Raw genomic sequence first — 26,709 nt, forward strand, 5'->3', positions numbered from 1 at the left:
CTACTATTTATGATTCTTCATATATTCATCCATCTGCGCTTTAGTGGCATCTACATATTTCTCCACGCCAGCTTCTTTCAGCTTTTGTTTATACGTCTCAGCTGCTTTGTCTACATCATCCACAAACCCCATGAAGAGCGGTGTCCCATATTGGGTGTAAAGGTTCGCTATATTGGCTGCAACGTCGCTGATATCTTTGGTATTAAGCACAAAATCTACGAGTGGATTCGCTTTATACCGCTTCTTCTCATCGTTAATCAAATCTGCATAGTTCGGCATCGTAACTGCTGGGGTTTTGATAAATTTATCGTTGGATACGCCCCATACTCCACCTTGGAAGCTTGGGCCAGGATAGCTTATTTTACCTTCAGCATTAAGCGTATAGTGCTTGCCTTCAACACCATACTTGCTCAGCACATTGTACTTTTCATTATTTCTTAATAAATCTAGAACCATTAGGGCTCTTTCAGCATTCTTGGATTTAGCCCCGATCACCATGGAGTTATTGGAATAGGAGTATGCATCCACACTCCCCTTGAAGAAAGCTGGAAATACTCTTACATCCCAATCTGGATGTTCTTTTGCAAAGTCAAAATAGCTTGCATTCGCACCATCAACAGTGCCCGCAAATGAAACAGCACTCTTCCCATTCTTAAATGAATCACCAATACTAACTGGATTTGCCAGCGTATTCTTAGCCCAGAAGCCTTTTTCTTTCCAATCTTTCATTGTTTTAAGGAATTGAACAACTTCAGGCATGTCAAGGGCATAATTAAGTTTAAGAGAGTTGTCTCCCTTTCTGAGCTGAATTGGACTTGTTGAATTTGCTGCTCCTGGCGCCGTTATATCATTACTTCCATAAAAAACGGCCGGAAGCATCCAACTATCATTTTTGCCTAAATTGAAGGGGATGATGTTGGGCTCATTTTTCTTCACGGCATCAAGGAATACGCCTAAGTCATCCAACGACTTGATGTCAGGAGCATTATACTTTTTCATTAAGTCGCCTCTGACAAGGAATAAGTTGTAATAGTAATTGGTAATAGGTGCTGGCAAACCGAACATTTTCCCATCTACGTAACCAGAGCTTAATTTCGCCTTTTCTTCAATGGCAGTCAATGGTGCATATGTTTTCAACATCTCAGGTGTTATTTCTTTAAACGCTCCTTTCCTGGCATTATCCGCATAATTCAACCAACTGGCTGAGTACGCTAAATCAAAATCTTCACCGGAGGTTAACATCAGTTTATAAGCATCGTTTGTCAGTAAAGATATTTTGACAGTCGTATTAATGTCCTGCTTCAGCATTTTATTCAGCTCGTCTTCCAGAATCTGAATATCATCTGATTTAGGGTTTGTCAGATACATCGTCAAGTTAACTGGCTTTGAAGTGTCTGGCTTCCCAGAAGCAGGAGCTGGCGTGGCACTTGCCTTATTACTTGGTGTGCTCTCCACTCCTTTATTGTCCGTTTGAGTACATCCGGTAAAAAGTGCCACCATAAGAAGTGAAACGGTTAAACACGGAATAGATTTGGATATATGTCTTCTCATTTCTGTAACCCTCCTGATTCATATATTGATAAGCGGTTTCCCGGGTTATCCTTTCACAGCGCCCACAGTCATTCCCTTAATGAAATACTTTTGTAAAAACGGATACAATACGATGATCGGACCAATTGTAACCATGGTCATCGCCATTTTGAATGTTTCCGAAGGCATATTGCCAACAGATATCCCCGTTTGTGAAGCTACCTGTTGGGCAAATTGCATATCATTAAACACCTTGTAAAGTTGGTATTGTAAGGGGATCAATTCGTCTTTGCTAATAAACAGCATCGCCGGATACCAATCATTCCAATAGGTAATAGCTAAAAACAAGCCAATCGTAGCCAAAGCGGGAACAGACATAGGTAGATAAAGCTTGCGATATATCGTGAAATCACCTGCGCCGTCGATTTTCGCGGATTCACCTATACTCTCCGGTATGGCCGTAAAGAAGGTGCGCATAATGATAATATTAAAGACAGAGAGAAGATTGGGAAGAAGAAGCGCCAAGTAATTATTTTTCATACCTAGGTTGATCATAATGATGTACCACGGAACAATGCCTCCGCTAAACAATGTCGTGAAGAAGAAGTAAAAGGCAAATTTATTTCTATACCTGAAATCCTTTCTATGGAGAACAAAAGATGTCATTGTAGTTAAGAACAAACCTAATGCCGTACCCAGCACAACAAGCGAAATCGTAACACCGTAAGCGCCAAATATGACTTTGGGACTTTTAAAGATCAACGCGTAGGCATCCATTGAAACTGACTTGGGTATCAGCCTGTAACCATCCTGAAAAAGTGAAGATTCCTCTGTAAATGACCCTGATAAAGTAAGGAGAAAAGGAATAAGACATACTATCGTGAAGATAATGACAATACTATATCCAATCATATTAAATGTGAGCATATCTCTTCTTGCTGAATGATTAACTTTCATTGCTGGCCCCCCACCTAGAATAATGCATAATCGGAATTCACTTTTTTCGCTAAATAATTAAATGTAAGGATGACTACAAAACCAATTGCATTCTGATATAAGCCTATAGCCGAAGGCAGTCCCATATCATTGGCCGAGATTAAAGCCCTAAATACAAACGTATCAATCACATCCGTTGCATTGAACAGCACCCCGTTATTACCTACTAATTGATAGAACATATCTAGATTCCCTCTGAGAATGTGTCCAATCTGCAATAATACCATAATCATGATGGTAACTTTCAATAAAGGAAATGTAATATGATAGATTTTCTGATAGATGCTAGCACCATCCAAATCTGCCGCCTCGTATAATTCAGGGTTTATTCCGGTTATCACCGCAAGGTAAATGATGCTGCCATAGCCAACAGTCTTCCAAAGATAGAAACCGACAATGATGTATTTCCATAAAGCAGGAGTGCCATACACATCAACTGGTTCAAGATGAAGCCCTTTCATTAAGGTGTTCAAACTACCAAACTCGTAATTCAACATACTATAGACAAAAGCTCCGACAACAACCCAGGAAATAAAGAAAGGTAAAAACATCGCGGCATGCGTAAACTTTTTGAAATACTTTCCTTTGATTTCTGAGAATATGATGGCAATCGCAATTGAACATACGACCCCTGTGGCTATAAAGGCTAAATTATAAAGTATCGTATTTTTTGTGAGCAACCACGCTTGCCCGGATTGGAAGAAAAAACTAAAATTCTTAAACCCTATCCATGGACTAAACAGGATGCCCTTATCATATTGAAAATGTTTAAAGGCTACGATGGCTCCAGTCATGGGTAGATAATTAAAGATGAAGAAATAGATGACAGCTGGAGCTATCATGAGAAACATCGTTCTATTTTTCTTTAATTCAAAAAGTAATCTCGTTGATTTTTGCATATACACATCCTCTTTCATGGCAATGTTCTATTGATATAAACATCGTACAATACAAGGTATTTATAATAAATGATGCAGGATTATGATAATCAGCGGAAAACTATCCTTTTGCCACCTGACCATGGCATCAACCTGCCGTATTGCTCCAACGTGACTCTTCCGAGCATCTCAGAAAATTCAATCATATTGTTCATGTTTCAATGACATCCTTCATTTCATGTTGAGATCGTTCTTTTTATAATGAATCAGACATGAACTATTTTGTTAAAATGGGAGGCAATATTGCATGAGGAAAATGGGAATTGGCCTGCAATTATACACACTTCGAGATGAAATGGCGCAAGACGCCGCATCGGTTTTGCAAAAGGTGGCCGAAATGGGTTATGAAGGTGTCGAGTTTGCTGGATATTACGATTTTAGCCCTGAACAGTTAAAGTCGCTGCTTACCAACTTGTCGCTGAAAGCCATCGGCAGTCATGTAAACATGGAGCGTCTACAGAACCATTTGGAAGAAGAAATTGCAATGAATGTTGCCATCGGCAGCCGTTATGTCGTCTGTCCCGGAATAAATCAAGCTCAGCGGCATGCTTTGCCCGAAACAGTTGCTTTTTTTAACGCGTGCAGCAGCCAATTCGCCAGCAAAGGCATTGCTTTCTGCTTTCATAATCACTATGTTGAATTCACCGAAAATTATGGGGATCAACCATGGTTCGACGCTTTTTTGGGCAGTACGTCTCCAGATGCTATGAAAAGCGAGCTCGATGTATGTTGGGTACATCACGCAGGCTGCGACCCCATTACTTACCTTGATAAATACGCCGGCCGCGTACCTTTGATTCATTTGAAGGACATTCGCAAGTTCGAAGGCGGCACGTATCAAACGTTGGAACTGGGACGGGGCGAGATGAATTTACCGGCCATCATTGCAGCAGCAGAAGCGGCGGGAACGGAATGGCTCATCATCGAACAAGATGATTGTGACCTGCCTGCGTTAGAAAGTGTAAAGATAAGTATGGAATGGCTGCGTCGAAATATTAGGTTTGCAGAGGTCAATTAAAACAAACATAACCGCCCTGTTCGAGGGCGGTTATGTTTGTTTCGGGAAATAATTGCATACATGTGTCTAGAAAGTTTGTATAATTATGTAATAGAAAACATGAACAATTTACTCAAGCCTAAGGAGGAATCTAATGTGCTACATGAACGCGAGGATAAACTGCAAGCTGAAGCGCTTTATGTAGGGATGGCACATCATAAAAAGCGGTTTCGAAATCCACGTGAGTTTCTAAGCACTTATATCATCCGGCTGCAGACTAGCGGTTACTGTGAAGCACTTATTGATAACGAATTTGTCGTGATTGCGCCTGGAGACCTGCTTATGTTTCGCCCAGGCGAAAATTACGAGCTCATCATGAAAGACACTAGCATCGACTACTATGTGATTTGCAAGGGAACATGGATCGACCAATGGTGGGCACATTTCTCCCCTCCTCAAAAGACGACCATCCCCCTCGACGACGATCTCCTGAAGCAGTGGAATCAGTTGGCGAAGGAAACGTTGCGGATGAATGACACCAGTGCAGAGCTGGCAGATTATATCCTGCGCGTCTTTTGTTTAACTTTACAGCGATTGCATGAAATTGCCGGCATGGGACAAACGTCAAGTCCATCCTACATTGCCTATCGCATCAAAAATTTCATCGATCAACATGCAACAGAAGATCTCAAATTGGAACAAATTGCCAAACATGCAGGAATTAGCATTTCCAGAGCTGTACACTTGTTTAAAAAGAATTTCGGTCAATCCATCATGAGTTATGCCATTGAAGTCCGCCTTGCGATCGCATGTGAGCGTATTCGTTTCAGCGTAATGTCGCTGGAGTATATCGCTAAAGCGAGTGGCTTTAATAGCTATACCTACTTCTATCGACAATTTCGCATGCACTATGGGGTATCCCCCCGACAGTATAAAGAAGAACAACAGAAACGCTCGAAGCTTCCGATGGAGCATTAGGTAGATCCTTATACGTTCCTGCATAAGTCATCGCGAATGTATAGGAGCCAGGCAATTCTACGCTCCAATATTTTTTTCTAATAAACCTTCTAGTTTAGTTCTTTGTATCCCAATCAATATTTTGTTTCCAATCAGACCATAAAGATTTCAAACTTTTAACTAACCAATCTCCACCAAAAGTAATTGTCCCCTCGTGAGAAGCATAAATAATCCAGTCCATTTTATCTGAACACCAAAATCCTTCTCCTCCTATAAATTCACCATTGTAACAGTAATAAGGATATAGATTTGAAACCTCTATTTTGTAACTATGATCTGTTTCAAGAAATTCAAGTACCTGTTCTACTCCATGGTTTTTTAACAATGAAATAATAACCTCTAGCTTTTCTTCACTTTCGATATATTGGGAATTAAATGCAATAAGGTCAGGTCTTTTGCACTCAAATAACGGATACCAATAAGACTTGCTTATATCCCATGTCTGTTCCATTTTCTTTTTCAATTCCATACAAACTTCATCTGGAATACTTTCCTTCTGCAATCGAGAACCCCCTTTATCCACTAATAGCATTAAATCATTGTACTTCATACTCTCATTTAGGCGTTTATTATCGTGTGCTTTCATTGATGATAAGAACTGCCCCAATCTGTCCAATTGCTCCAAAAACCCCCGTCACACACTTAATCCTCAATTGTTGGATTACAAGGTGACAAATACATATCTTCTTTTTGAGTAAGTATTCCTCTAGCTAGCACATACACCTTGAAGGTATTATGACTTTGTTTGTCTGCAGCGTCTCTAATATACAACAAACCATACGAACCTTTTGCTTGTGTTCCTATGTATTCAAAAATCGTGACTTGGTTGTATTTTTCAATTGGCGTATGGTTATCATTTCCTGATAAACTTATGTGAAATTCGCCATTTACTGCATTTAACTCAAGATTTCCTCCAATCCAATTTTTTAGTTCTTCTATAAAAACCCTAATATCAGCTATAACTAAACAAAGGCTTTCTGTATCTTCTTCGTACGTATTTTCACTTATTGTCATCCATCCATGATATTCGTACATAAATCAACCCTCACTTAGGCAAATAAATACAAAAATCTCAATTAGTGCAATTTGCTCCCTCTAAAGCGAATAAACTATGCTTTCATTCTTACAAATTGGATACATCACACTTACTAAATATTCGCTCAAAATCACCTTGTATTATCAAGTTATCAATCACTTCTTCTATACGATCACGACTACATTGATCCACGAGTATCATGTCGCTTCCCCAAAAGTACTTTCCATGCAAGCACTCACCCGTTTGTTGGTTCTTCTCAGTTAGTGTCTTAATATTATTGTAAGTAATAAATGAGGCAACCCAACTTGAACCATCTGGTGGAGTTACTATCACATCAGTATTAGCATCATGTATGTTCCATTCACCTTCTGCCCATTGTTCAGCTTCTATCCAGATGGAATGCTTTTTATCAATCACTCAAATTCCTCCTGTATTTTTACTTTGCTTGTATATGCAAATTTTTCAATTAGAGTTTTAAAAATGTTCCAGAATATGTATCCCCATTTTCTTCTTGTTATTATACAACAAAAAATCTAACTATTAGTTAACAAAAAGAGTTAATTACTCTATTCACTTTTCCAGAATTCAAAGATTATAATGCAAAAAACAAGTTCGTGGTTGTAATTCTCGTAAATTGAATACTCCAAATTATTTAAAAAAATCTCATTTCATATCAAAAGATACATCTATTATTAACCTTTTTAGCTCCAAAAAATAATTCCCATTAACTTAATAGGAATTATATGGTATCATTACTTTGCATGTATACATAACAAAGGAGTGAGTATAATCGCTATCACAACATTTAAAGCAACTGCACACCTGCAAGAAGGTGTTGTTGTCAAAGTTAGCTCCAGAAATTTCGAATTTACAATTGATGAGCCTAAAAGTTTAGGTGGAACCGATACGGGAATGAATCCAGTTGAAGCGCTGCTTGGTTCGTTAGGTGCATGTCAATCCATTGTAGCCAGAGTATATGCGAAGAAGTTTGATATCAATCTAGAGGACTTTCGAGTAGAAATTGAAGGTGATTTGGACTTGGATGGTTTCTTTAAGAAGTCAGATGTTCGTCCAGGTTATTCTGATATCCGATACACTTTTCATATCAAAACAGATGCTCCCAAAGAACGGGTTGAAGAATTTGTTAAGTTTTTAGAAGAAACTTGCCCGGTTGGCGATACGATAGCAAACTTGGTCAATTTAAAGTTAAACGGTATTGTTATTGAAAACTAAGAGAGTAATAACTAGCACCCTTTCGGGTGTTTTTTTATTTGCAACTAGCCTGTCTGCAGCCTGGTTTTCTAACCTTTGTGGGCCAGCGGATAAATAGGCAAGGTAGACGCCTTCCGCTGCCTTATTTCTATTTAGTCCCCGTACAACAACGCCAATTCGTAGCCTAAAGAGAGGCACAAAATTAAAGAAAAACGGCATCGCCGCCCTGAGAGATCAGCCTCTTAGTAGCGACAAAACCTGTTAAGGGAACTAGAGGACGCTATATAGGCAAATAGCAGGGATGCTAGGGTATTAGCGGAACTACAGGGTCTTATTTCCACTAAAAACGCTGAATTTGCCTTGAAACAGCAAAATAGCGGACTGTAGTTCCCTCCCCCCCGCGATATGGTTACTTTTGGCTAGAATAGCGGACTGTAGTTCCCTCTGCTAGTACAAGGCGGCTGGAGTAACTCCGCGCTCACTCCAAAACATATAAACTCTTATATTTTTATGAAAAACTTAGCCTGCAGGCTAAGTCACACAGTCAATGAACCTTGAGGAAAACCAAGCTCCTTAACGAACTCAATACCCTTTACAAGGCCAAAATCGCTCATTCTGAAAATCTAATGAATGCCAGATGCTCTATTTCAAGCAAATGATCACCATTCTGCCAATAAAGTGCCGGGTAGCGCCAACTCCGTTCATTAAATCTCCAAAGTAGCCATTTTCTCGTCTATAAGCAACATACAGTTCTTTAGCTGCCCTTTGAGACCAAAATATAGGGTAAGCTCATCGCTTACCCTAAATCCAAACTTCGCATTTATTACAGCGCCGTCTCCAACCTTTTAACCATCCGATTAAATAAATGCCCACTAACCGTTACGACACCATCTTCCTTATACCCCATCTTAACGTACAAAGCCTTCGCGGCGGTATTCTCCAGATCCACAAGCAGCATAATTTTATCATGGCCAAGCTCTGCAGCTTGCTGTTCGAACAATCGCAGCAGTTTGGTTCCAATCCCTCTGCCTTGGTAATCCGCATGAACGGCGATGGAGTCCAAATAATATTCATCCTCGCGTGCTTCACGCTCAATGCTCACCGTTGTGCTGCCGTTCGCAGCTAGGCGATTAAGAAATGGACGATCCAGTTCCGCCGCTTGACTGCCATGGTAGGCCAGCATAAAGGCGATGACGCGATTGTCTTCTTCGAGCACCAACACGTTTTCGAAGCTGATGCGGTTGCCTTTTTCCTGGAAAAATCCCTCCAGCACCTGGAGAGCTGTCCCAACATCCTGGGTTCCCGCCAACGTGTGGGCAATATCGCCTATCGCCGTATACATTAAACTAATTACTGCAGCAGCATCTTCTTTTTTTGCCTGACGTATCATAATTTTTCCTCCTTTTTAAGCAACTACTCTTCTTCTCGCCTTTACGGATAAAACGTAACATAAGATGAGGACGATGGAAGCTGAAATATAGGGATAATTAATATCCATATCAAATAAAAAGCCTGCAACTATAGGTCCAACGATATTTCCCAGACTTGTATAAGCCGAGTTTAGACCTGCAACATATCCTTGCTGATCAGGAGCTACTTTGGACATTTGAGTACTGATTGCCGGACGTAAGACATCCATTGCCAAAAACACAATAAAAGTAACCACAACAACCAACCAATATTTGTTTACAAATAACGTTAACAGGACGAATATCCCTGATATGATTAAACTATAAGAGATTACTTTCTTCTCTCCAAAACGGTTCAAAAGCCAACCGAATAGAGTCGCTTGCACGACAGCACCAGCAATGGATCCGAATGTGATAATGTACGCAATGTCTTTCGGTGTAAAACCGAATTTGTGGTCGACGAACAAACCAAAGATAGTCTCGTAGTTCGCCAAACCGAAAGAAGAAACAAACACGATAATCAAACTTAAAAAGTAAGGCTCTCGGTATGAATAGCGCAGTTGGAGAAACAGGTTTTGTTTATCCACAGTCTTGGAAACTTGACGCTTTTCTACAGGTAATGATTCTGGCAAAATCAATGCGGTGATTACCGCTGCTAAGCCGCCTGCGACTGCCGCTGCATAGAAGGGAAACCGAATTCCGTATTCCGCTAAAAACCCTCCGATACCTGGCCCAATAATAAATCCCGTTGTTATCGCTGCAGTAATGTATCCCATACCTCTGGCTCTTTCTTCACTGGAGGTAACATCTGCTGTATAGGCCATGATGGCAGGCATGATGAGTGCAGCGCCAATTCCCCCCAGAAATCTAGCAGCAAAGAGCAAATAAGTCGAACTAACAGCTCCGAATAGCCACTCCGAGAGTGCAAAAATAACCATCCCAGAAACAATTATCTTTTTGCGTCCCCAATTATCAGACAATCTTCCGGCCAAAGGTGAAAACAATAACTGCGTGAGTGAAAAAGCCGCGACAAGCATCCCTACGGTACTTCCGCTTATATGAAGTTCCGTCATGTACTTAGGCATAATCGGAACTACAAGTCCTATCCCTGTGAAGACTAGAAAAATATTAAATATGAGGAGCAATAGCGCGCCCCTTTTTCTTAGTAGTATGTTCATAATAATTCTCCTGGATGTATTTGTGATTTGCGCGAAAATTTATACTGAACGTTCATTCTGTAAAAAATCAAAAGAAAGCAAATGATTCAACTGCGGTTTTCTGTAATCCCGTTCAGGAAAACTTGAATCGCTAAACGATATAATGCGAGCGCATCCTTCTGGCTTAATTTTTGAGACATCTGACTGAGGCCCATGGTTAAACTTTCAAAAATAACGGAAAGCCCTTTTACGTTGCTTTGTTTGAATTCCCCGCTATCAATCCCTTGCTGTATCAGCGTTTCATAGAATTTAAGATGTCCATTCACCAGTTCGGTTATTCGTTCTTCAACATCACTGGCTTTCTCTTCGTTATTAAAAAATTCATTAGCTGCTTTGGTCAAAGGATGGTTTAGATCTTCAAGAACCATTTGCTCTGCAATCCCGAACATTTTCTCCGTCGTTGTTGGGTAAAGCGACTCTTTTTCTTTCCATTGGGCTTCCCATTCCCGGTCCCATTCCTCAATTAAATAGAGAAACAGCCCTTCCTTGCTTTTGAAATGATAATAAATGTTCCCCTTGCTGCTCCCTGTTGCACCCACAATATCCTCAATCGAAGTTGCCTTGTAACCTTTTTGAACAAACAGGCTCCTGGCAGCGTCCGCAACTCTTTTCTTGGTACTCTCGCTTTGCAGTTGCTTTTTGTTCATACGCTCCCACTCCGATTCAATGGATAGATTAATTACTTATAATAATACTGAACGTTCATTCAGTATATTAGCATAGATAGCAGTTTTATTCAAGCCGCGCCAATCATCAAGACCGAATAACATCAACTGCAAAGAGTCGAAGCTCACCAGCAGTAGGGTGATTTCCGACTCTTTTGTTTCTGACTATTCGCTTTTGGGCAACTGATTAGAAGTCTGTTTGGCAAGTGGGAGTCCTAATTCCAAATCGGATAGCGCTTCATCAATTGAAGCAACAAAGTTAGCTTCTGGATGGCTGGCACAATAAAGCTGAACGGCCATCATTGCACCTGTCACCGAACCGGCAAACGTAAGTATTTCAAGATCATCTACCGTGCGATGAAGACGATCTGCCACAAGATTGGCAATCAACAGCAAGGATTTGTTCGTCTGAATTAATGAAGCAGCACGCAGCTCTGGAACAGATGATATTAATTTCGTTCGCTCGCGCAAGGCTTCTTTTCTCTCCTGATCAACGGAATCAAAGACGGCTTTCACGGACATCCGCAGCGCTTGAATCGGATTCAAGTCGAGAGGTTGTTTCTGGAATTCATGAATAATCATTGGATCAAGCTCATCCTCGATAACCAGTGCTTCTTTAGTCGAGAAGTAGCGGAATAATGTGCTAAGGGAAATCTCGCTTGCTTCTGCAATCTGTTCGATCGTCGTCGCATGATAACCTTGTTCGTGGAACAGACGCAGTGCTTGCTGCTGCAGCAGCAATCGGGTTTTCTGTTTTTTCTTTTCACGAAGCCCGATCTTCACTGGTTCCGAATGTTCAGAGAGCATGAATCTATCACCTCAACTGTCATTATAACAGGTTCGATTCTAATGTTTCCAGCCCCACTGCTTCTTCTTGGGGTGATGAGACCGCGATCACTTCTCTTTTCAAAAAGAAACAGATGAAGATAACGACGAGCGCATGGATACAACTGACCCAGAAGAGATTTTGGAAAGCCTCCGAGAAAACGGATTTGATCTGTTCGATCATTTTCCCGTCAAGGCCAGACGGAATACTTCCCTGCGCGGCATCACCGATGCTTGCAGCGCTGTTCGCTGGCAATGTTAAGACGAGCTTGTCAATGCCAGATGTAACGTGGGAAGCGAGCAAGCTGCCGAAAACACTGACGCCAATCGTCATCCCGAACGACTGAAATAACGTGATCGATGTAAGTGCGACGCCGCTGTTCTCCTTCTCAACTGACTCTTGCACAATCAGATTATTATTGAGTAGAAAACCGTAACCGAGTCCCAGAAGAATAAAGAAGCCCATGATCTCCATAATAGGTGTGTTCATATCAAGACTGGTCAGCAAGAAAAGAGCCAGTACAGTAAGTACCATCGATACGATGTATATGGTTCTGTAAGCCACTTTGGTCATTAATCGTCCGGTGACTAGGCTCGAGACAATGACTCCGATCATTAATGGCAAAGTAAGGTATCCGGATGCTATCGGCGAGAGGCCGAGCACGTTCTGAGCGAAGAACGGGAACGAAGCGAAGGAACCCATAATCGCTATCACCAGCGTAAATACCAGAAGTGACAATACGACGAACGTCCGATTCTTGAAGAGGTGCAGCGGCAGAATCGGTTCTTTTGCCTTATGCTCAGCGAATACGAATAAGCCGATCAAGATGACGCCGAGCGCCCACAAGCCAACGATCAGCGGCGAACCCCAAGCGAGTCCCTCGGTCTCGTGGAGAACCGGCGTTAGGAGCAGGGAAACGATCGCTCCGACGAGCAGGAACGCGCCTGCCCAGTCGATGCTCGCTTTCATGTTGCCTCTGGATTCGGTCAACCCGGTAGAAAGCAGGATAGCTGCAACGATGCCGACCGGGATGTTGACCCAGAAAATCCAATGCCAAGAAATATGCTGCGTGAAGTATCCCCCGAGCAAAGGGCCTAGGAGCTGCGGAACAAACATGACAGCACCGAAAATCCCTTGGGTTTTGGCGCGCTGCTCAACGGTAAACGTATCGCCGAAAATAACCATCGCCAGCGGCAGCAGTCCCCCAGCACCGATCCCTTGAATGCCGCGCCCCAATAGTAATGTCGGCATCGAGCTTGCGAATCCGCTTATAATCGATCCCCCTATGAACAAGCTCATGCTCAGGATATAAATTCGCTTGCGACCAAACAAATCCGCCAACTTTCCCAGAATCGGCATGAAAGCTGTCATCGTGAGCATATAGATCCCAGCCACCCAGCCATACAACGACAACCCATTCAAATCACGAATGATACTGGGCAGAGCCGTGCTAACGACGGTTTCATCAAGCTCAGCGAAAATAATTCCGATAATTAGGCCAGTCACAATTAGAGCTTTGTTGTTTTTTCGTTTCAAAGTAGGTGCCTCCTTTTGTTGTTTAACTTCAATAATGAAAGTTTATATCTTATGATAGTTACTGTCAATTTATATTTAGTGTCAGTTTTTTTGAGTACAAAATGGAAATGGAAGTCCTCTTGTCCTGGCCTTCCTTCATTGCTGTAACGCTGTTTTTCAGCGTTATCACTCCTCGGGTTTGCTTCTGCTGGCCGGCGGATTTACTTGATCTTAAGACTGTTTTACAGTCTTAAAGTCTAGAATTCGCGCCATGCCTTTGCTGTAACGCTGTTTTTCAGCGTTAACTCCTCGAGTTTGCTTCTGTCCGGCGGATTTTCTTGATCTTAAGACTGTTTTACAGTCTTAAAGTCTAGAATTCGCGCCACGCCTTTGCTGTAACGCTGTTTTTCAGCGTTATCTCCTCGGGTTTGCTGCTGTCCAGCGCGTTTTCGCAACTTCACTACGCTCAAGCGCCTATGAAGCGGATCGTAGATGCCTTACTCGGTCCAAATTCGGCCAGATTGCTAGTTTCGCGGAACGTAGATCACTTATTCCGACGTTTCCGCCTCCAATCTGGCGATTTCCTAACACATAGCGAACTCACGATCCGCGACAGCCCCATTTATATGCATTTCCCACAAAATAACGGATCAATATTCCGCTTCATTCAGCAAACGCACAAAAAAAACGCCAACAGCATCCTTCGCTGTTAGCGTTCCGCTTTCACTATAAATGACACTACATCCGAAACTTCGCAGCATCCGAAGCATCTGCAGCAGCATCGGAGGCATCTACTTCAAGGGCAGCCTCCGAAACAACGTCTGCCTCATTCGAAATACGAACATGCAGCGCTCCCATGCCTCTCGATAGGCTAGCTTGTGAAGTTGAATTTGGTTGTAAGAAGTCGAGCATCGCTTGAATAGCTATTTGTGGATCGACTGATTCTCCGCACGTGTAACAATCCAGCGCTGCGAAGCCTTTTTCCGGATAGGTGTGGATGGACATGTGACTCTCGGATAACAGAAGCAACACTGTGGCGCCTTGCGGCTCGAATTGTTTGGATTGGACCGAAAGAATCGTGGCTCCGCTCGCTTCTGCCGCTTGAACCATTTGTTTGCACAGGAGGTCAGCCGCATTTAAGTGATCAAAATGTACTCCCCAAGCATCCACAGCAACATGACGTCCATACGTTGAATATTCCATCATTCAGCACTCCTCTATTCGCATTTTACGCAATTCTCTGCTGTACACTCGTCGACGGTCATAAAAGGGCGCAACCACGCCTTGCTTGTGATTGGCATGAAGTTTGGCGAAATCCAGCTCAGCGATCACGAACATGTCTCGGTTCAGTTCGCCTGCCTGGATAATGCCATCTGCTGAAAAAGGCACGTCGCATGGCGTAAATATGCCAGCCTGACAATATCCTTGATCTACCTGCGGACGTTCATCCGGCAATGAGCCCACCATCCCGCTTAGCACGACATAGTATTGATTTTCAATGGCTCTGGCCTGACAGCAATATCGAACACGGTAATAGCCGAAAGCACTATCTGTGTAAGAAGGGCAAAGCACCAATTGCACACCGCTCTCCCCAGCCAACCGGGCAAGCTCAGGAAATTCAATATCATAACAAGTCAGAATCGCCCAACGCCCCCACTGCGTTTCAATAATATTCAGCTTGTCGCCTGCAGCAAGCGGCCAGCGGTTTCTCTCTTCGGGCGTTAAATGGAGCTTATTCTGCTCCTCGATGCGGCCATCCGGGAAAAAGAGGCTGGCTTTGTTCACGTAGCCTTTGTCCTCTTGGCAAATATGGGTTCCCCCAAGGATAATAACATTCAACTCACGGCTGTAACGCTGAAAAAAGGCGATATACTCACTTGTATAAGCATCTAGATGCCGACATGCCTCTTCATGTGTCATTACCGGCTGATGGCTAAGCAAATGCGCGGTCACATATTCAGGAAAAATAATGAGATTTGCGCCTTTTGCCACCGCCTCGCGCAGTTTCCTCCCTAGTCGGGACCAGAAGTCAGCGTCAGACTCGGCATCCGCGAGGCCATATTGTGCGGTAGCTACTTTAAGATTTTGCATATACATGAGCTATAGCTCCTCCCTGTCTAGGAACGAATTTGAAGGGAATAGATGTCGGTTCGTCGATCCCGAAAGGTCAAAACATCCGTCGATTTGCGGTGGCGCTGCAAAATCTCCATGTCGACCTCCGCCATGATGACTGTCTCTGTATTCTCGCTGCATTCGCCGGCGATCCCGTCCCGCGGGAATGAGAAATCAGCAGGCGTATACACGCCAGACTGTGCATATTGGATATCGACATTGTCCACATGTGTAAGATTGCCAACGGTTCCAGAAGTCACGGTGAACACTTGATTCTCAATCGCCCGTGCCTGGGCACAATATTTAACACGAAGAAATGCTTGGCGATCTTCCGCGCAAAAAGGTACGAAAATTATCTGAGCGCCTTCCTCGGCCACAATACGCGAAATTTCCGGATACTCGATATCGCTGCTTAGCTGGATCGATATCTTCCCGCAATCCGTATCGAATACTTCAAGCTTCGAGCCGCCGTTGATTCCCCACCATCTCCGTTCGTTCGGTGAGATATGGAGCTTGTACTGCTGCGCAATCGTTCCGTCCCGGCGGAATAAATGGCCGACGTTATAGATGCGATTGTTTTTTTCCACGAAATGGGAGCCACCAATGATGTTCACATTATATTTAACCGCTAATTCGGTAAATAACTCAACATACTGCGTTGTGAACGTGCTGAGTTTTCGAACGGCAAGGCTCGGCGAGCGTTCCTCGAGGAACGAGAGCAGCTGCATCGTCACATTTTCTGGGAAAACGGCAAAATCAGATTTGTAGTCAGCCGAAACATCGACATAGTGCTCGCATTGCGTGGCGAATTCCTCGAAAGAGTCAATTTTTTTCATCATATATTGAATGACACAAATGCGAACAGGGAACGACAGCTTGTAGTGCGTTTTGCTGTTGCTGGGCTTATAGTCAATATTGTTCCATTCGAGCAATGCGGCGAAATTCATCGAATCCTCGTCATCGGACAAATAGTTCGTAATAATCCGCTTCAGGGTGAAACCGTTCATCATCTGGAAGGTGAGTACAGGATCGTAAATATTCTGCTGAAGCACCTCTTCCGCATATTCTCGGGGCGACATCATGTCACTGTGTTTGTGATACCCGGGAATGCGGCCCCCAACAATGATGCTCCGGAGATTCAGCTTCTCAGCTAATCGCTTGCGAGCTTCATAAAGTCTTCTGCCGATTTTCATTCGACGATAATCAGGATGCACCATGACTTCCATCCCGTACAAATTTTCACCACGCGGGTTATGGTTGCGGATAAAGCCTTTATCCGTAATCTCAGAATAGGTATGCTGCTCCAAGTAATCATCGAAATTAACGATTAAGCTCGAACAGGAGCCGATGATATCGCCATCCAGTTCCACACAAATTTGTCCCTCGGGAAAAATACGGATGTGGCTCTCCAAATGCGTTATCTGCCATGGGTTCATATTCGGGAAGCATATGTGCTGCAAGGCAATTATTTTCTGGAAATCTGCGGCTTCAATGCTGCGGATAATCACTTTCTTTTCAAATTGTGAAATTTGATCGGATGTCATATGTTCTCCCCATTCAAGCGTTAGTTTGTCTTCATTATAGGAGAGGACTTTCATACCCGTATTATTGGAGAGTAAAAGGATTGTAAAATTTGACACGTTTCGTCAAAAGTTGGCGTTAAACAAAAACAAAAAGGAGCCGTAGTTCATTAGATTGATGGATGGATTGAGCGGGGGCCAATGAGAAAACCCGAGCCTGCGGCTAAGTCACCCAGTCAATGAACCTTGAGGAAAACCAAGCCCCCTAACGAACTGAATACCCTTTATTCGGCCAAAATAGCTCATTCTGAAAATCAAATGAATGCCAGATGCTCTATTTCAAGCAAATGACCATCATTCTGCCAATAAAATGCCGGATAGCGCCAACTCCGTTCATTAAATCTCCAAAGTAGCCATTTTCTCGTCTATAAGCATCATACAGTTCATTAGATGCCATTGAGATCGAAAACCTCCAAAGCAAAGAAGTCTGTGGTGGAAGCCAATATGAAAAACCAGGCCTGCGGCGTGGTCACTCAGTCAATGAACTTTGAGGAAAACCAAGCCCCCTAACGAACTCAATACCCCTTATTCGGCCAAAATCACTCATTCTAAAAATTTAATGAATGCCAGATGCTCTATTTCAAGCAAATGACCATCGTTCTGCCAATAAAATGCCGGATAGCGTCAACACCGTTCATTAAATTTCTAAAGCAGCCATTTTCTCGTCTATAAGCATCATACGGTTCATTAGATGCCCTTTAAGACCCAAAACCTCCAAAGCAAAGAAGTTTGTGGTGGGCACCAATATGAAAAACCGATCCTGCGGCGTGGTCACTCAGTCAATGAACCTTGTGGAAAACCAAGCCCCCTAACGAACTCAATACCCCTTATTCGGCCAAAATCACTCATTCTGAAAATCTAATGAAAGCCAGATGCTCTATTTCAAGCAAATGACCATCATTCTGCCAATAAAATGCCGGATAGCGCCAACTCCGTTCATTAAATTTCCAAAGTAGCCATTTTCTCGTCTATAAGCATCATACGGTTCATTAGATACCCTAAACAAAGGAGCTAAGCGTCCAAGCCGCTTAGCTCCTTTGTCATGTCAATAAAAGTTCATCACTCCGCAATGAGCGATACCTCTTCCCACGCCGCGACTTCCTTGATTCTTTGGCCCAAAGCATCCCGAATGCCATATGTCGCCAGTGCACCGACTGGGAAATGCAGCGGCGGATTCTCACTGTTAATCATCGCGATCATCGCTTCTACCGCTTTGCCTTGATCGCCCTTTTTCAAAGCCTCATAACCTCGATAGAATGCTTCATAAATAGGGGCATATTCAGGTAAAGGCTCAGCTAATTTCCTTGAATGTCCCATAAATTCTGTTTCGAATACGCCGGGTTCCACAATTGTTGTCTTGATCCCGAAGGGTTCTAGTTCAGCAGCCATTGCTTTGGAGAAACCTTCTACAGCAAATTTGGAAGCCGCATACAGGCTGAACGTTGGAACGGCCCACACACCAAAGACCGATGAGATATTCACATAATGACCCGATTTCTGTTTTTTGAAGACTGGCAGGGTCTCACGAATGACATCCAGCATGCCAAATACATTCACATCAAATTGCTTTCTGATTTCTTCATCGGTATATTCCTCCAGCATCCCAAAAAGCCCGTATCCCGCATTATTAACAACAATATCAATGCGTCCGAATCGCTCAACAGCTTCTTGAACTGCAGCTTGAATCTGCTCTTTCTTGGTCACATCCAATGATGCAATATGGATTTGATCTGGGGATGCTTTTTGCAGATCAGCGATGTCATTGAGATTGCGCGCAGTTGCGACAATTCTGTCTCCCGTGTGAAGCAATTGCTCGACAAACTTACGACCGAATCCCGTGGAAGTTCCTGTAATAAACCATACTCTACTCATAGAAAGTTTACTCCTTTAAGTTAGGAATTGTTATTAAGCTAGATAGATCGGAGCGCCAAATGGGGAAGAACCCGCGCCTCCATCTACGCTGATTTCGGCCCCCTGGACGAATGCAGCAGCATCCGAGGCTAGGAACAACGCAACATTGGCAATCTCATCCGGTTCGCCCAAACGGTTCAGCGGAATCGACCGCGTAAGCTTGGACTCTATCTGGGCTAATCCTTCAGGCTGCCCCCATATTGGCGTTCTCGTCGCTCCAGGCGAAATTGTATTCACGCGAATGCCTCGCGGCGATAATTCCGAAACCATCACTCTTGCCATGCTGCTGACCGCGCCTTTGCTTGCTGCATAGGCCGACCATCCAGGGCTACCTGCAGTCGCAAGCACCGAACTGTTCAGAATGACCGAAGCTTGCGGTTTCAGATGAGGCAGCGCAGCTTGAACGGTGAAAAAGACGCCAGTAACGTTAATCTTGAGAATCTCCTCAAAAACAGAAAGTTCTGTCCCCCCTACTGGGGTATGACCAGAAATACCCGCATTAGCAAAAACCACATCCAATTCGCCAAATCTCTCCACCGCTGCGGCAACAGCTTTCTCCAAGCTGGCTGGATCGGTTGTATTCGCCTGAACGGCAAAACCATTCACAGTACCCAGCTCCTCCAACGCCGCGTCTAAGGTAGCCTGATTCCTGCCGGTAATCACAACTTTCGCTCCCTCAGCCACGAACAATTTGGCGGTTGCCAATCCAATCCCGCTATTTCCACCTGTAATAAACGCTACTTTGCCATTAAGTTTTCCCATTTTCGATTGCCCCTTTGTTTTCTAGAATGATCATTCCCAAATAACCAAAAAAAATTTACACACTCATTTATCTAAAGTTGCTTTGGAAACATTGGCTATACGATGAAGCTTCTCCTTATTGGTTGAAGCCCGAGCTAATACCCGCAGTCCTAGAAGCGCATTGTGTAGACTTTCCGCTAGTTCCTCGGCGCTGCGACCAGTTGTAAACTCTCCCGCTTCCTGACCCCTCCGGATAATATCTGTGAGAAGTCGCTCCGATTGGATGAAGCTTTCATTTACCTTCGCTTCCACCTCTGAATCCTGCGAGGCAAGTTCAATAGCCATATTCACGTACAAGCAACCTGGAGGACTGTCTTCAGCAATTCCATCTATCATCAAATCGAACATAAAGCTTATGGCTTCTTTAGGGGTTGCACGGAGGACACCTGCCTCGAGCCGCGAGTTGACCAGTTTGCTGTATCGATCAGCAGCCTGAAGATATAGCTTATGTTTATCGCCAAATGTATCATACAAACTTCTGCGGTGAATACCCATAGATGCGACTAGATCATTCATCGATGTCTTTTCATAACCTTGCTCCCAAAATAGCCTCATCGCTCTATACAACACGGTATCTTCATCAAATTCCTTTGTTCTAGCCATCTCGTACTGTCCTCCTTTCTAAAATGATCTTAACATATTGAGAACGATCGGTAAAGAATTATATTTTACTGATCGTTCTCAATATAAGGTTTGTTAATAATCCTTACTACGGCATTCTCCACGAGCGGCTGCAAGCTTAGTCACTTAATCATTCGCTCCGGCAAGGAAGCCCGCATAGATGTCTTGCGGTTCACTGCGCGCTGTCAGCAGGATAATGGGCAATTCGTACAGGGTAAAACGCTCGCGAATCAATCGTGTCAACTCGTAGCCTGACATGCCAGGCATCATAACGTCAGCTATGACCAGATCCCATTAGCTGTTATGCAGTCTGCGAAGCGCTTCGTTACCGGAAGACACGGTTTCGATATGTCATGAAGGCCTCATTTCATGGATTCCTCTATAGTCCTAACAGGACATAAACAATTTTGGCAGCTTCCGCACGTGTCGCAGCCGCGGAATTGGAATTCGGATCGCTGAAGCTTGAATAAGTCGTCACAATATCCGCGTTCTTCCCGAGGATAGAAGCCGCCTTTTGCGTCATTGCCACCATCTGCTGCTTCGTTAACGTCTGGTTAGGGTTGAAATTACCGGCTGAGTCTCGTTCTACGACTCCCTTTCCTGCAGCGGCTATAATAGCAGGATAATTCACGTTGCTCGCTGCACTTATATCCGTAAAGACAGTAGGTGTATCGGAGTAATCGTTAGGTATTTGCAGAGCTTTGGCCAGCATAACAGTAAAATCCGCTTTGGTAATTAGCGCTTCCGGTAAATAATAGCTCGCGGTTCCACCAGCTGCAATTCCCTTGGAAGCAACCGTTTGGATTGCTGATTTGGCCCAATAATTGGCGTTGACATCTTCATATGTTTTCTCATGAAGTTTCACCACGGTCATCGTGTAAGGTTTTAAGGTTGCCGTAGCCGCGAACTGATTGCCTGGGATAGTGGGATAGGGATTGCTTTTCGGCTCTTGTCTCCATATGGTGTAGTCGTTAACAAGAAAATCAGGCACCGGATCTCCGCCGTACGACCAGATAGGCATCATTTGCTGACCTGGCAGCGATACTTCGATTTCTTTGTTAGTTCGATTGCTGAACACGACGGTTTTGAGGCCATTGCCATCCCCTAGACCCCAAGCTCCTACATCATTCACTTTCAAGTCTTTGCCATACACATAATCGGCTGGCACGGCGTTGTTCATCATCCTGAAATCGCCTGATGTCATGTTCATATCATAATAATACTCATTTTCTTTGAGCAATTGCCCAATTTCTCTGAAGGTGTAGTAGGGCGGAAGAACGACCATCCCTGCCTTATTATTGGTATCTAACCGATCCTGTACGACACCAAAAAATTGATTGTCAACCAGACAATGATAAGCCGAAATCTGCACCTTGCCGGATTTAATGAAATTCAAAAATCTTTCCATATAATGCATGGCAAAGGCAGGCGTCTTCCCTAAATGAATTCTTCCTTTTTCGGCCAAATTCGTTTCGCCGCCAAAAATAAGTCCGCTAATGCCACCGTATTCTGTGATCCAAAACTCCTTATTCGGAAATTGCAATGACTGCTCTTTGATCAATTGATATCTGTTTTCATTATTCACAGTAAGAAAGTCCATGAATTTCTCCTGCGTCAAATTGTCAAGGTCATGGATGCCAGTGTATTCATGTGGGATGACAGCATCATAGATATCTGGATTTGCGGCAATAGTCCTATTCCACTCCTCCCATCTGACATAGCGGTTATGGGCCGTGTCGACCAGGTCAAGCGGATCGTTGGGCTTATGTGCGTCTGGATTGCCCACAATGATCGTTTCTTGCCATTTATCCAAAATAACAATGCCGACTTTAATTGTCGGATCTATTTGTTTAATCGCCGTATACACTTGGCGCGCTTTATAGACGTAGTCGGTCACCGAAGGGAAAGCATTGCCATATTTATTCAAATAAAATTCATTGCCCATTTCGATGTGAATCGGCTGCACCGACAGCGTTCGGATTTCCCGCACTTCATCGATGATGTCCGCTACAGACTGGTAGGCAACATTGAGCACAAAAGTGCTTGGCAAATTAAGCTCATTCGGAGTCTGGAATATATCGTTCAGATAAATGCCATTTTTGCCATTATTCTTGCCGCTGACAGAAGTGTATTCGAACCCCGTTGTCACATTCGCATAACGCGGATCGTTCGCATTGACTAATGAACCGTCCTTATATAAATAATAATTGGCCGCTGTGCCGTCAGGCACTCTGAGGAGATCTAACCCCAGATCTTTCATCAGCGAATTGTTTCTTGCATTGTACCATTGATCGGATCGACCGAGATCATTCAGTTTGGGATCATTCATGCCATATAGAGCCGTTGGGATAACTTGCTTTTCCCCATACACAGCAAATGATGCTGTCCCATAAGCCTGTGCCGCGGCCGGAGTTACTGTGACCTGACAGGTTGCGACAATGCTGTTATTGGCGGTTACCGCTTGGATCACAGCAGTTCCTGGCGACACGGCCGTTACTGCCCTAGCTTTTGAAGCGCTTCCATTTAGCTTAACGATTTGCTCGTTGCTGCTGCTCCATACAACACTGTCATCGTCCAACTCCACATTTTTGGGTTCGTAGATCGCCCTCAAATTTTCGGTGTCACCCACACGAAGGTTCATCGAAGTTTTATAGAACTGCAAGCTGCTCAGAATCGGCCCCGTATACGGATTATCGGCGGCTGATGCTAGTACTCGTACATCATCCAGGCTCGGCTTCAATAAATTATGCCCGAATGTGACCGTTCTTTTGGTTGCTGTGGATAACCCACTGTACATCCCCATCGTTTGATAAGCGGTTTCGGTTTTCTTCTTGATTTGCACGATGACCGAATTGCCATCCACCAATAATCGAACATCGTAGCTAACCCCCGACTCTAGGGTATAATCGGCAAGCTTACTTTCACCAACGATGCCTGATTTGTAAAATGAGATTTTATTGGGCTTCACTAGCAACGAATCATAATTGCTGCTTTGACTATCGCCAAAATCGACCCTCATGAACGCGCCTGACGCCGAAACATCAGGAATGATGAGATTGAACGTCAACAGAAATTTCTTCCATGACTTGCCTTTGATCCTCGCCTTGGAGATAGAGTTAGCGTCCTTGGCTACAAACCTGCCATCCACATATTGATAGTTCATGTAATTCCCCGGTGCCGCATCCCACTTGCTAGTCGCAGTCGCAAACGTATCCTCAAAAACCGTAGGCCAAGAAGCTGTTGCTAGGTCTACATCAGGAATTTGCGGGAATTCAGCTTCCGGCGAATAAACTTTGACATTGTCCAAGCTTGGCTTCAACAGATTGTGTCCGAAAGTCACCGTTCTTTTCTCAGCTGCAAACAGGTTGCTATACATCCCTATCGTCTGATAGACGGTTTGATCATTCTTCTTCATTTGTACGATCGCCGAATTGCCATCAACGAGTATTTTAAAATCATAGCTGACCCCAGATTCCAACGTGTAATCAGCAAGCTTCGTCTCGCCGACGATGCCAGATTTGTAAAACGAGATTTTATTGGATTTCACTAATAAGGAATCATAATTGCTGCTTTGGCTATCGCCGAGGTCAACCCTCATGAAAGAACCTGCTGTCGAGATATCCGGGATCACGAGATTAAAGGTTAAAAGAAACTGCGACCAGCTTCTGCTTTTGATCCTTGCTTTTGAACTGGCATTTGTATCCTTGGCAGCGAAACGTCCATTCAAATACTCATAATTCATATAGTTGCCGGCTGGAGCATCCCATTTGGCTGTCGGTGAGGCAAAAGTATCCTCGAAGACTACTGGCCATGAAGCTGATACTTGATCGATATCAGGAATGACGGGGTCTTGAGCAGATACTTGCGACGGCATTGCACTGATAACACTCAATACGAAAGTGAAGACCATACAGATGCTTACGAATTTTGCGAAAATTTTCATTTTCCATCCTCCTATTCGCTCACCCAGATGTACGGCCGCTACTCCCTGGATTCAGGGAACAGCAGCTTGTACTGTTGGGGCGTTATCCCTTCTCTTTTCTTAAATTTACGAATAAAATGGGACTGGTCTAGGTAGCCGACCCGCTCCACAATCTCTTTGACGCTCATCGACCTTGCTTGCAGCAATTCCTTCGCTTGATTCATGCGAATTTCTTCCACGTAGTCGCTTAGCGTCGTTCCTGTCTGATTTTTGAAATATCGCGATAAATACGAAGGAGAAACCGCGAAGGTATCGGCAATTTGGTTGGAATTTAAGGTCACGTCGGCATAATGCTGCGCAACATAATCCACGATTTTATCGCGCAGTTCGAAATTCCGACTTTCCTTCTTGCGACCCATTTCGTCGGCAAATCGGATGCAGTAACGCAGGAAGATGCGCTCAAACTCCTCCACGGTTTCAAAAACAAAAGCTTGCAGCATCTCATCTGAATCCCGATCCTGTTCTTCCCGGGAAATCTCCTTAGCCAATTTGAGCACGGCCATAATCAACCCTTGGCATAGCGCTTGCGCTGCTCCTGACGCCAGATCGCTGCCGCGCATTGCTTGAATCTCTTCGGCAATGACCGTGCTCGCCAATTCGCGATCGCCCAGCTTAATAGCCTTAATCAACTTGGCGGCAGCTTCGTCCATAAACTCATAATGCGAGTTCGCTTCTTCCATAGGGGCATCTTGATACAGCAGAACGAGGTTGTTCCCTTCCAAGAATCGACGATGCGACGTTTCAACGGCTTGCCTGTAATACACTGGCATATCCAGTACATGATGAAACAATTCGCTGATTCCTAACGTAACCGTGAAAGGGAAAAGCCGCTCAAAGAAATCGCGAATTTTTTCTGCTGCCTCATGCAGCATCTCTTCACATTCCGCGTCTTCCTCCGCTTTAATCCCTACCAAGAGCGCAACACCGCGGTTTTCTGTTAAATCGATGGCATAGCCATGGCCTAACTCCATGGAAATTTCCTCCGCTACATTCATAATGCTGTACTTGAGGACATTTTGAATGATCGCTGTGTTCGTCTTCTCGAAATTGCGGTAATCATCAATACGAATAAGCAGGACAGCGAACCGTTCATAAGCAAGCTGCATGCCTGCTTTCCCTGTCAGTTCGTCCAGTTCCTCGCGGGATCTCACATTGCCTTTGATCAGATCAGCCAGAATCTTTTCTTTCCATGCCGCTGATTTGGTCCGCAGATGCGAGCGCAGGTCGTTATTCTCCAAATTCATATGTTCAAATGCTTCGCTCAACCAGCCAAGCTCATTATTTTGCCGATGCACCTCGGATGACGGGTTCTTGCGAACGGAATCCAGCAGCCTCTTGATGGGCTTATAATGTTGTCTGGCAAGGAAGAGCGATAAGCCAATCCCCAGCAGCAGAACCGATACCACGATGACATAAAATATCGTCTGTGTTTGCCTAACCACGGTAAGAAACTGCGCCGTCGGCACGACTACGTAATAAGACCAAGGCATGAAGCCGGATTCGAGTTGGACGGAAGAATGCGGTCCTTCGGGCAAATTCAAGCTGCTCACGATGGAGGCCGTACGGTCGGCAGGCAGCCAGGGAAGCAGTCTGGCTGCGTCCTTCCCTTCCCCGCTTCCGCTGGAAGCGGATACGATTACTCGATCATCTTTATCAATAATGAAGGCTTCGCCTTCAAACTCCTTAATTGCCCCCCCTATCGCCTTTTTCAGTTCCGCCCCACTGATCAAATAAAGAACTACTTGCGTCGGTTTAACCCCATTGCCTGGGAGTGGGAACATGTAGATAGCCGCGTCCAACTTGTTGGCGCCATTCACGCTGATCGACTGAACGGGCAATAAATACGGCTCCTTCAGTCCTGCAGCAAGTTTCTCGAATTCCTCATGGTTCAAATTCGCGAAAGGGTATACGTTTTCAAAAAAAGTGTCCAGATCATAGACACCGCTTGCCGCATAAATCTTCTGCTCCTGCATGCCATTGAAATACAGACCAATATCCAGCAGGTAGGAGTGTGTAGAGCCATATGACCTTAGCTCTTGAATGCCCTGTTTCGTCTCATAGCCACCTTCAGAGAAGGAATACCTCAGCAGCTTATTATTACTAGTGATTTGCAACGACATTTGCCGCAATTCAGTAAAGCGTTGATCGATCTGATCACGGATCTGCTTCAATGAGGTGATATTGGACTGTTCGACAATCCCCTCAAGCGTATCGAAAAACTTCGTGTAGACGAAGCCTCCGATAGCGGCAAGTAGAAAGACGACTAAGAACAGATAAGAAAAAAAGTAAGTCATAAGTCGTGATACCTGAGGTGTTCTTTGCTTTTTTCCAATGCTCATATGTC

At 44.0% G+C, this 26,709-nt stretch carries 22 protein-coding genes and 2 pseudogenes; 3 read left to right on the forward strand and 21 right to left on the reverse strand.

Annotated features, from left to right (window positions below; translation table 11 throughout):
• Window positions 1-3: 3 nt before the first annotated feature.
• From IEY34_RS20165 to IEY34_RS20175, 3 genes are all read right to left on the reverse strand, one after another.
• Window positions 4-1,500 carry a DUF3502 domain-containing protein gene (locus IEY34_RS20165; RefSeq protein ID WP_189014488.1) on the reverse strand — a complete coding sequence of 499 codons (1,497 nt, stop codon included), beginning with the start codon at window positions 1,498-1,500 and terminating at the stop codon, window positions 4-6.
• Window positions 1,501-1,596: 96 nt separating this feature from the next.
• The gene (locus tag IEY34_RS20170; protein WP_189014490.1) at window positions 1,597-2,487 is read right to left on the reverse strand and encodes a carbohydrate ABC transporter permease; all 891 of its coding nucleotides are present in this window, start codon (window positions 2,485-2,487) and stop codon (window positions 1,597-1,599) included.
• 14 nt (window positions 2,488-2,501) lie between these two features.
• On the reverse strand, window positions 2,502-3,425 hold the full coding sequence (locus IEY34_RS20175; protein WP_189014492.1) for an ABC transporter permease: 924 nt from the start codon (window positions 3,423-3,425) through the stop codon (window positions 2,502-2,504).
• 286 nt (window positions 3,426-3,711) lie between these two features.
• Here IEY34_RS20175 and IEY34_RS20180 point away from each other — a divergent pair, with 286 nt between their 5' ends.
• Window positions 3,712-4,482, forward strand: coding sequence for a sugar phosphate isomerase/epimerase family protein (locus IEY34_RS20180; protein WP_189014494.1), 771 nt, complete (start codon window positions 3,712-3,714; stop codon window positions 4,480-4,482).
• 135 nt (window positions 4,483-4,617) lie between these two features.
• Window positions 4,618-5,439 carry a helix-turn-helix domain-containing protein gene (locus tag IEY34_RS20185; RefSeq protein ID WP_189014496.1) on the forward strand — a complete coding sequence of 274 codons (822 nt, stop codon included), beginning with the start codon at window positions 4,618-4,620 and terminating at the stop codon, window positions 5,437-5,439.
• Window positions 5,440-5,533: 94 nt separating this feature from the next.
• Here IEY34_RS20185 and IEY34_RS20190 read toward each other — a convergent pair whose 3' ends face one another.
• The 3 genes from IEY34_RS20190 to IEY34_RS20200 all read right to left on the reverse strand — a co-directional run bounded on the left by IEY34_RS20190 (window position 5,534) and on the right by IEY34_RS20200 (window position 6,931).
• Window positions 5,534-5,980 (reverse strand): hypothetical protein, encoded by a 447-nt coding sequence (locus tag IEY34_RS20190; RefSeq protein WP_189014498.1) that lies wholly within the window; start codon window positions 5,978-5,980, stop codon window positions 5,534-5,536.
• A 140-nt stretch (window positions 5,981-6,120) separates the two neighbouring features.
• Window positions 6,121-6,513 (reverse strand): Imm7 family immunity protein, encoded by a 393-nt coding sequence (locus IEY34_RS20195; RefSeq protein ID WP_189014500.1) that lies wholly within the window; start codon window positions 6,511-6,513, stop codon window positions 6,121-6,123.
• Between the two features lie 88 nt (window positions 6,514-6,601).
• Window positions 6,602-6,931 (reverse strand): hypothetical protein, encoded by a 330-nt coding sequence (locus IEY34_RS20200; protein WP_189014502.1) that lies wholly within the window; start codon window positions 6,929-6,931, stop codon window positions 6,602-6,604.
• 372 nt (window positions 6,932-7,303) lie between these two features.
• Between IEY34_RS20200 and IEY34_RS20205 the strand changes: the two genes are divergently transcribed.
• Window positions 7,304-7,747: an OsmC family protein gene (locus IEY34_RS20205; RefSeq protein ID WP_189014561.1), complete on the forward strand. Its 444-nt coding sequence runs from the start codon at window positions 7,304-7,306 to the stop codon at window positions 7,745-7,747.
• Window positions 7,748-8,549: 802 nt separating this feature from the next.
• Here IEY34_RS20205 and IEY34_RS20210 read toward each other — a convergent pair.
• The 15 genes and pseudogenes from IEY34_RS20210 to IEY34_RS20275 all read right to left on the reverse strand — a co-directional run bounded on the left by IEY34_RS20210 (window position 8,550) and on the right by IEY34_RS20275 (window position 26,704).
• Entirely contained in the window at window positions 8,550-9,116 is a 567-nt protein-coding gene (locus IEY34_RS20210; protein WP_189014504.1) for a GNAT family N-acetyltransferase, read from the reverse strand.
• 15 nt (window positions 9,117-9,131) lie between these two features.
• Window positions 9,132-10,313, reverse strand: a complete 1,182-nt coding sequence (locus IEY34_RS20215; protein WP_189014506.1) for an MFS transporter — start codon at window positions 10,311-10,313, stop codon at window positions 9,132-9,134.
• Between the two features lie 86 nt (window positions 10,314-10,399).
• A complete protein-coding gene (locus tag IEY34_RS20220) occupies window positions 10,400-10,999 on the reverse strand; it encodes a TetR/AcrR family transcriptional regulator (protein WP_189014508.1) in 600 nt (199 codons plus the stop codon).
• Window positions 11,000-11,182: 183 nt separating this feature from the next.
• The gene (locus tag IEY34_RS20225; protein WP_189014510.1) at window positions 11,183-11,824 is read right to left on the reverse strand and encodes an acyl-CoA-like ligand-binding transcription factor; all 642 of its coding nucleotides are present in this window, start codon (window positions 11,822-11,824) and stop codon (window positions 11,183-11,185) included.
• A 22-nt stretch (window positions 11,825-11,846) separates the two neighbouring features.
• Entirely contained in the window at window positions 11,847-13,379 is a 1,533-nt protein-coding gene (locus IEY34_RS20230) for an MDR family MFS transporter (protein ID WP_189014512.1), read from the reverse strand.
• An 819-nt stretch (window positions 13,380-14,198) separates the two neighbouring features.
• Window positions 14,199-14,561 (reverse strand): annotated as a pseudogene (gene speD, locus IEY34_RS36880) (adenosylmethionine decarboxylase); the annotation flags it as partial.
• Window positions 14,562-14,564: 3 nt separating this feature from the next.
• Complete coding sequence (locus IEY34_RS20240) at window positions 14,565-15,455, reverse strand: carbon-nitrogen hydrolase family protein (protein ID WP_189014514.1); 891 nt, start codon at window positions 15,453-15,455, stop codon at window positions 14,565-14,567.
• A 20-nt stretch (window positions 15,456-15,475) separates the two neighbouring features.
• Entirely contained in the window at window positions 15,476-17,014 is a 1,539-nt protein-coding gene (locus tag IEY34_RS20245) for a bifunctional GNAT family N-acetyltransferase/carbon-nitrogen hydrolase family protein (protein ID WP_189014516.1), read from the reverse strand.
• A 310-nt stretch (window positions 17,015-17,324) separates the two neighbouring features.
• Entirely contained in the window at window positions 17,325-17,447 is a 123-nt protein-coding gene (locus IEY34_RS37335; protein ID WP_268240147.1) for a hypothetical protein, read from the reverse strand.
• Between the two features lie 662 nt (window positions 17,448-18,109).
• Entirely contained in the window at window positions 18,110-18,922 is an 813-nt protein-coding gene (locus tag IEY34_RS20250) for an SDR family NAD(P)-dependent oxidoreductase (RefSeq protein WP_189014518.1), read from the reverse strand.
• Window positions 18,923-18,955: 33 nt separating this feature from the next.
• Window positions 18,956-19,723 carry an SDR family NAD(P)-dependent oxidoreductase gene (locus tag IEY34_RS20255; protein ID WP_189014520.1) on the reverse strand — a complete coding sequence of 256 codons (768 nt, stop codon included), beginning with the start codon at window positions 19,721-19,723 and terminating at the stop codon, window positions 18,956-18,958.
• Window positions 19,724-19,786: 63 nt separating this feature from the next.
• Entirely contained in the window at window positions 19,787-20,365 is a 579-nt protein-coding gene (locus tag IEY34_RS20260) for a TetR/AcrR family transcriptional regulator (RefSeq protein WP_189014522.1), read from the reverse strand.
• Window positions 20,366-20,512: 147 nt separating this feature from the next.
• A pseudogene (locus tag IEY34_RS20265) lies at window positions 20,513-20,731 on the reverse strand (response regulator); the annotation flags it as partial.
• Between the two features lie 31 nt (window positions 20,732-20,762).
• On the reverse strand, window positions 20,763-24,326 hold the full coding sequence (locus tag IEY34_RS20270) for an S-layer homology domain-containing protein (protein ID WP_189014524.1): 3,564 nt from the start codon (window positions 24,324-24,326) through the stop codon (window positions 20,763-20,765).
• Between the two features lie 38 nt (window positions 24,327-24,364).
• Entirely contained in the window at window positions 24,365-26,704 is a 2,340-nt protein-coding gene (locus tag IEY34_RS20275) for a helix-turn-helix domain-containing protein (RefSeq protein ID WP_189014526.1), read from the reverse strand.
• Between the last annotated feature and the right edge of the window lie 5 nt (window positions 26,705-26,709).

This window comes from Paenibacillus marchantiophytorum, from assembly GCF_014640555.1.
Lineage (GTDB): Bacteria > Bacillota > Bacilli > Paenibacillales > NBRC-103111 > Paenibacillus_E > Paenibacillus_E marchantiophytorum.

What these genes read in the sequence shown, in the direction of transcription:
- IEY34_RS20195 (WP_189014500.1), bottom strand. Translation starts at nt 6,513, where the DNA reads ATGTACGAATATCATGGATGGATGACAATAAGTGAAAATACGTACGAA.
- IEY34_RS20215 (WP_189014506.1), bottom strand. Translation starts at nt 10,313, where the DNA reads ATGAACATACTACTAAGAAAAAGGGGCGCGCTATTGCTCCTCATATTT.
- IEY34_RS20175 (WP_189014492.1), bottom strand. Translation starts at nt 3,425, where the DNA reads ATGCAAAAATCAACGAGATTACTTTTTGAATTAAAGAAAAATAGAACG.
- IEY34_RS20225 (WP_189014510.1), bottom strand. Translation starts at nt 11,824, where the DNA reads ATGCTCTCTGAACATTCGGAACCAGTGAAGATCGGGCTTCGTGAAAAG.
- IEY34_RS20245 (WP_189014516.1), bottom strand. Translation starts at nt 17,014, where the DNA reads ATGACATCCGATCAAATTTCACAATTTGAAAAGAAAGTGATTATCCGC.
- IEY34_RS20255 (WP_189014520.1), bottom strand. Translation starts at nt 19,723, where the DNA reads ATGGGAAAACTTAATGGCAAAGTAGCGTTTATTACAGGTGGAAATAGC.
- IEY34_RS20250 (WP_189014518.1), bottom strand. Translation starts at nt 18,922, where the DNA reads ATGAGTAGAGTATGGTTTATTACAGGAACTTCCACGGGATTCGGTCGT.
- IEY34_RS20210 (WP_189014504.1), bottom strand. Translation starts at nt 9,116, where the DNA reads ATGATACGTCAGGCAAAAAAAGAAGATGCTGCTGCAGTAATTAGTTTA.
- IEY34_RS20165 (WP_189014488.1), bottom strand. Translation starts at nt 1,500, where the DNA reads ATGGTGGCACTTTTTACCGGATGTACTCAAACGGACAATAAAGGAGTG.
- IEY34_RS37335 (WP_268240147.1), bottom strand. Translation starts at nt 17,447, where the DNA reads ATGGCATCTAATGAACTGTATGATGCTTATAGACGAGAAAATGGCTAC.
- IEY34_RS20180 (WP_189014494.1), top strand. Translation starts at nt 3,712, where the DNA reads ATGAGGAAAATGGGAATTGGCCTGCAATTATACACACTTCGAGATGAA.
- IEY34_RS20270 (WP_189014524.1), bottom strand. Translation starts at nt 24,326, where the DNA reads ATGAAAATTTTCGCAAAATTCGTAAGCATCTGTATGGTCTTCACTTTC.
- IEY34_RS20260 (WP_189014522.1), bottom strand. Translation starts at nt 20,365, where the DNA reads ATGGCTAGAACAAAGGAATTTGATGAAGATACCGTGTTGTATAGAGCG.
- IEY34_RS20170 (WP_189014490.1), bottom strand. Translation starts at nt 2,487, where the DNA reads ATGAAAGTTAATCATTCAGCAAGAAGAGATATGCTCACATTTAATATG.
- IEY34_RS20275 (WP_189014526.1), bottom strand. Translation starts at nt 26,704, where the DNA reads ATGAGCATTGGAAAAAAGCAAAGAACACCTCAGGTATCACGACTTATG.
- IEY34_RS20240 (WP_189014514.1), bottom strand. Translation starts at nt 15,455, where the DNA reads ATGTATATGCAAAATCTTAAAGTAGCTACCGCACAATATGGCCTCGCG.
- IEY34_RS20220 (WP_189014508.1), bottom strand. Translation starts at nt 10,999, where the DNA reads ATGAACAAAAAGCAACTGCAAAGCGAGAGTACCAAGAAAAGAGTTGCG.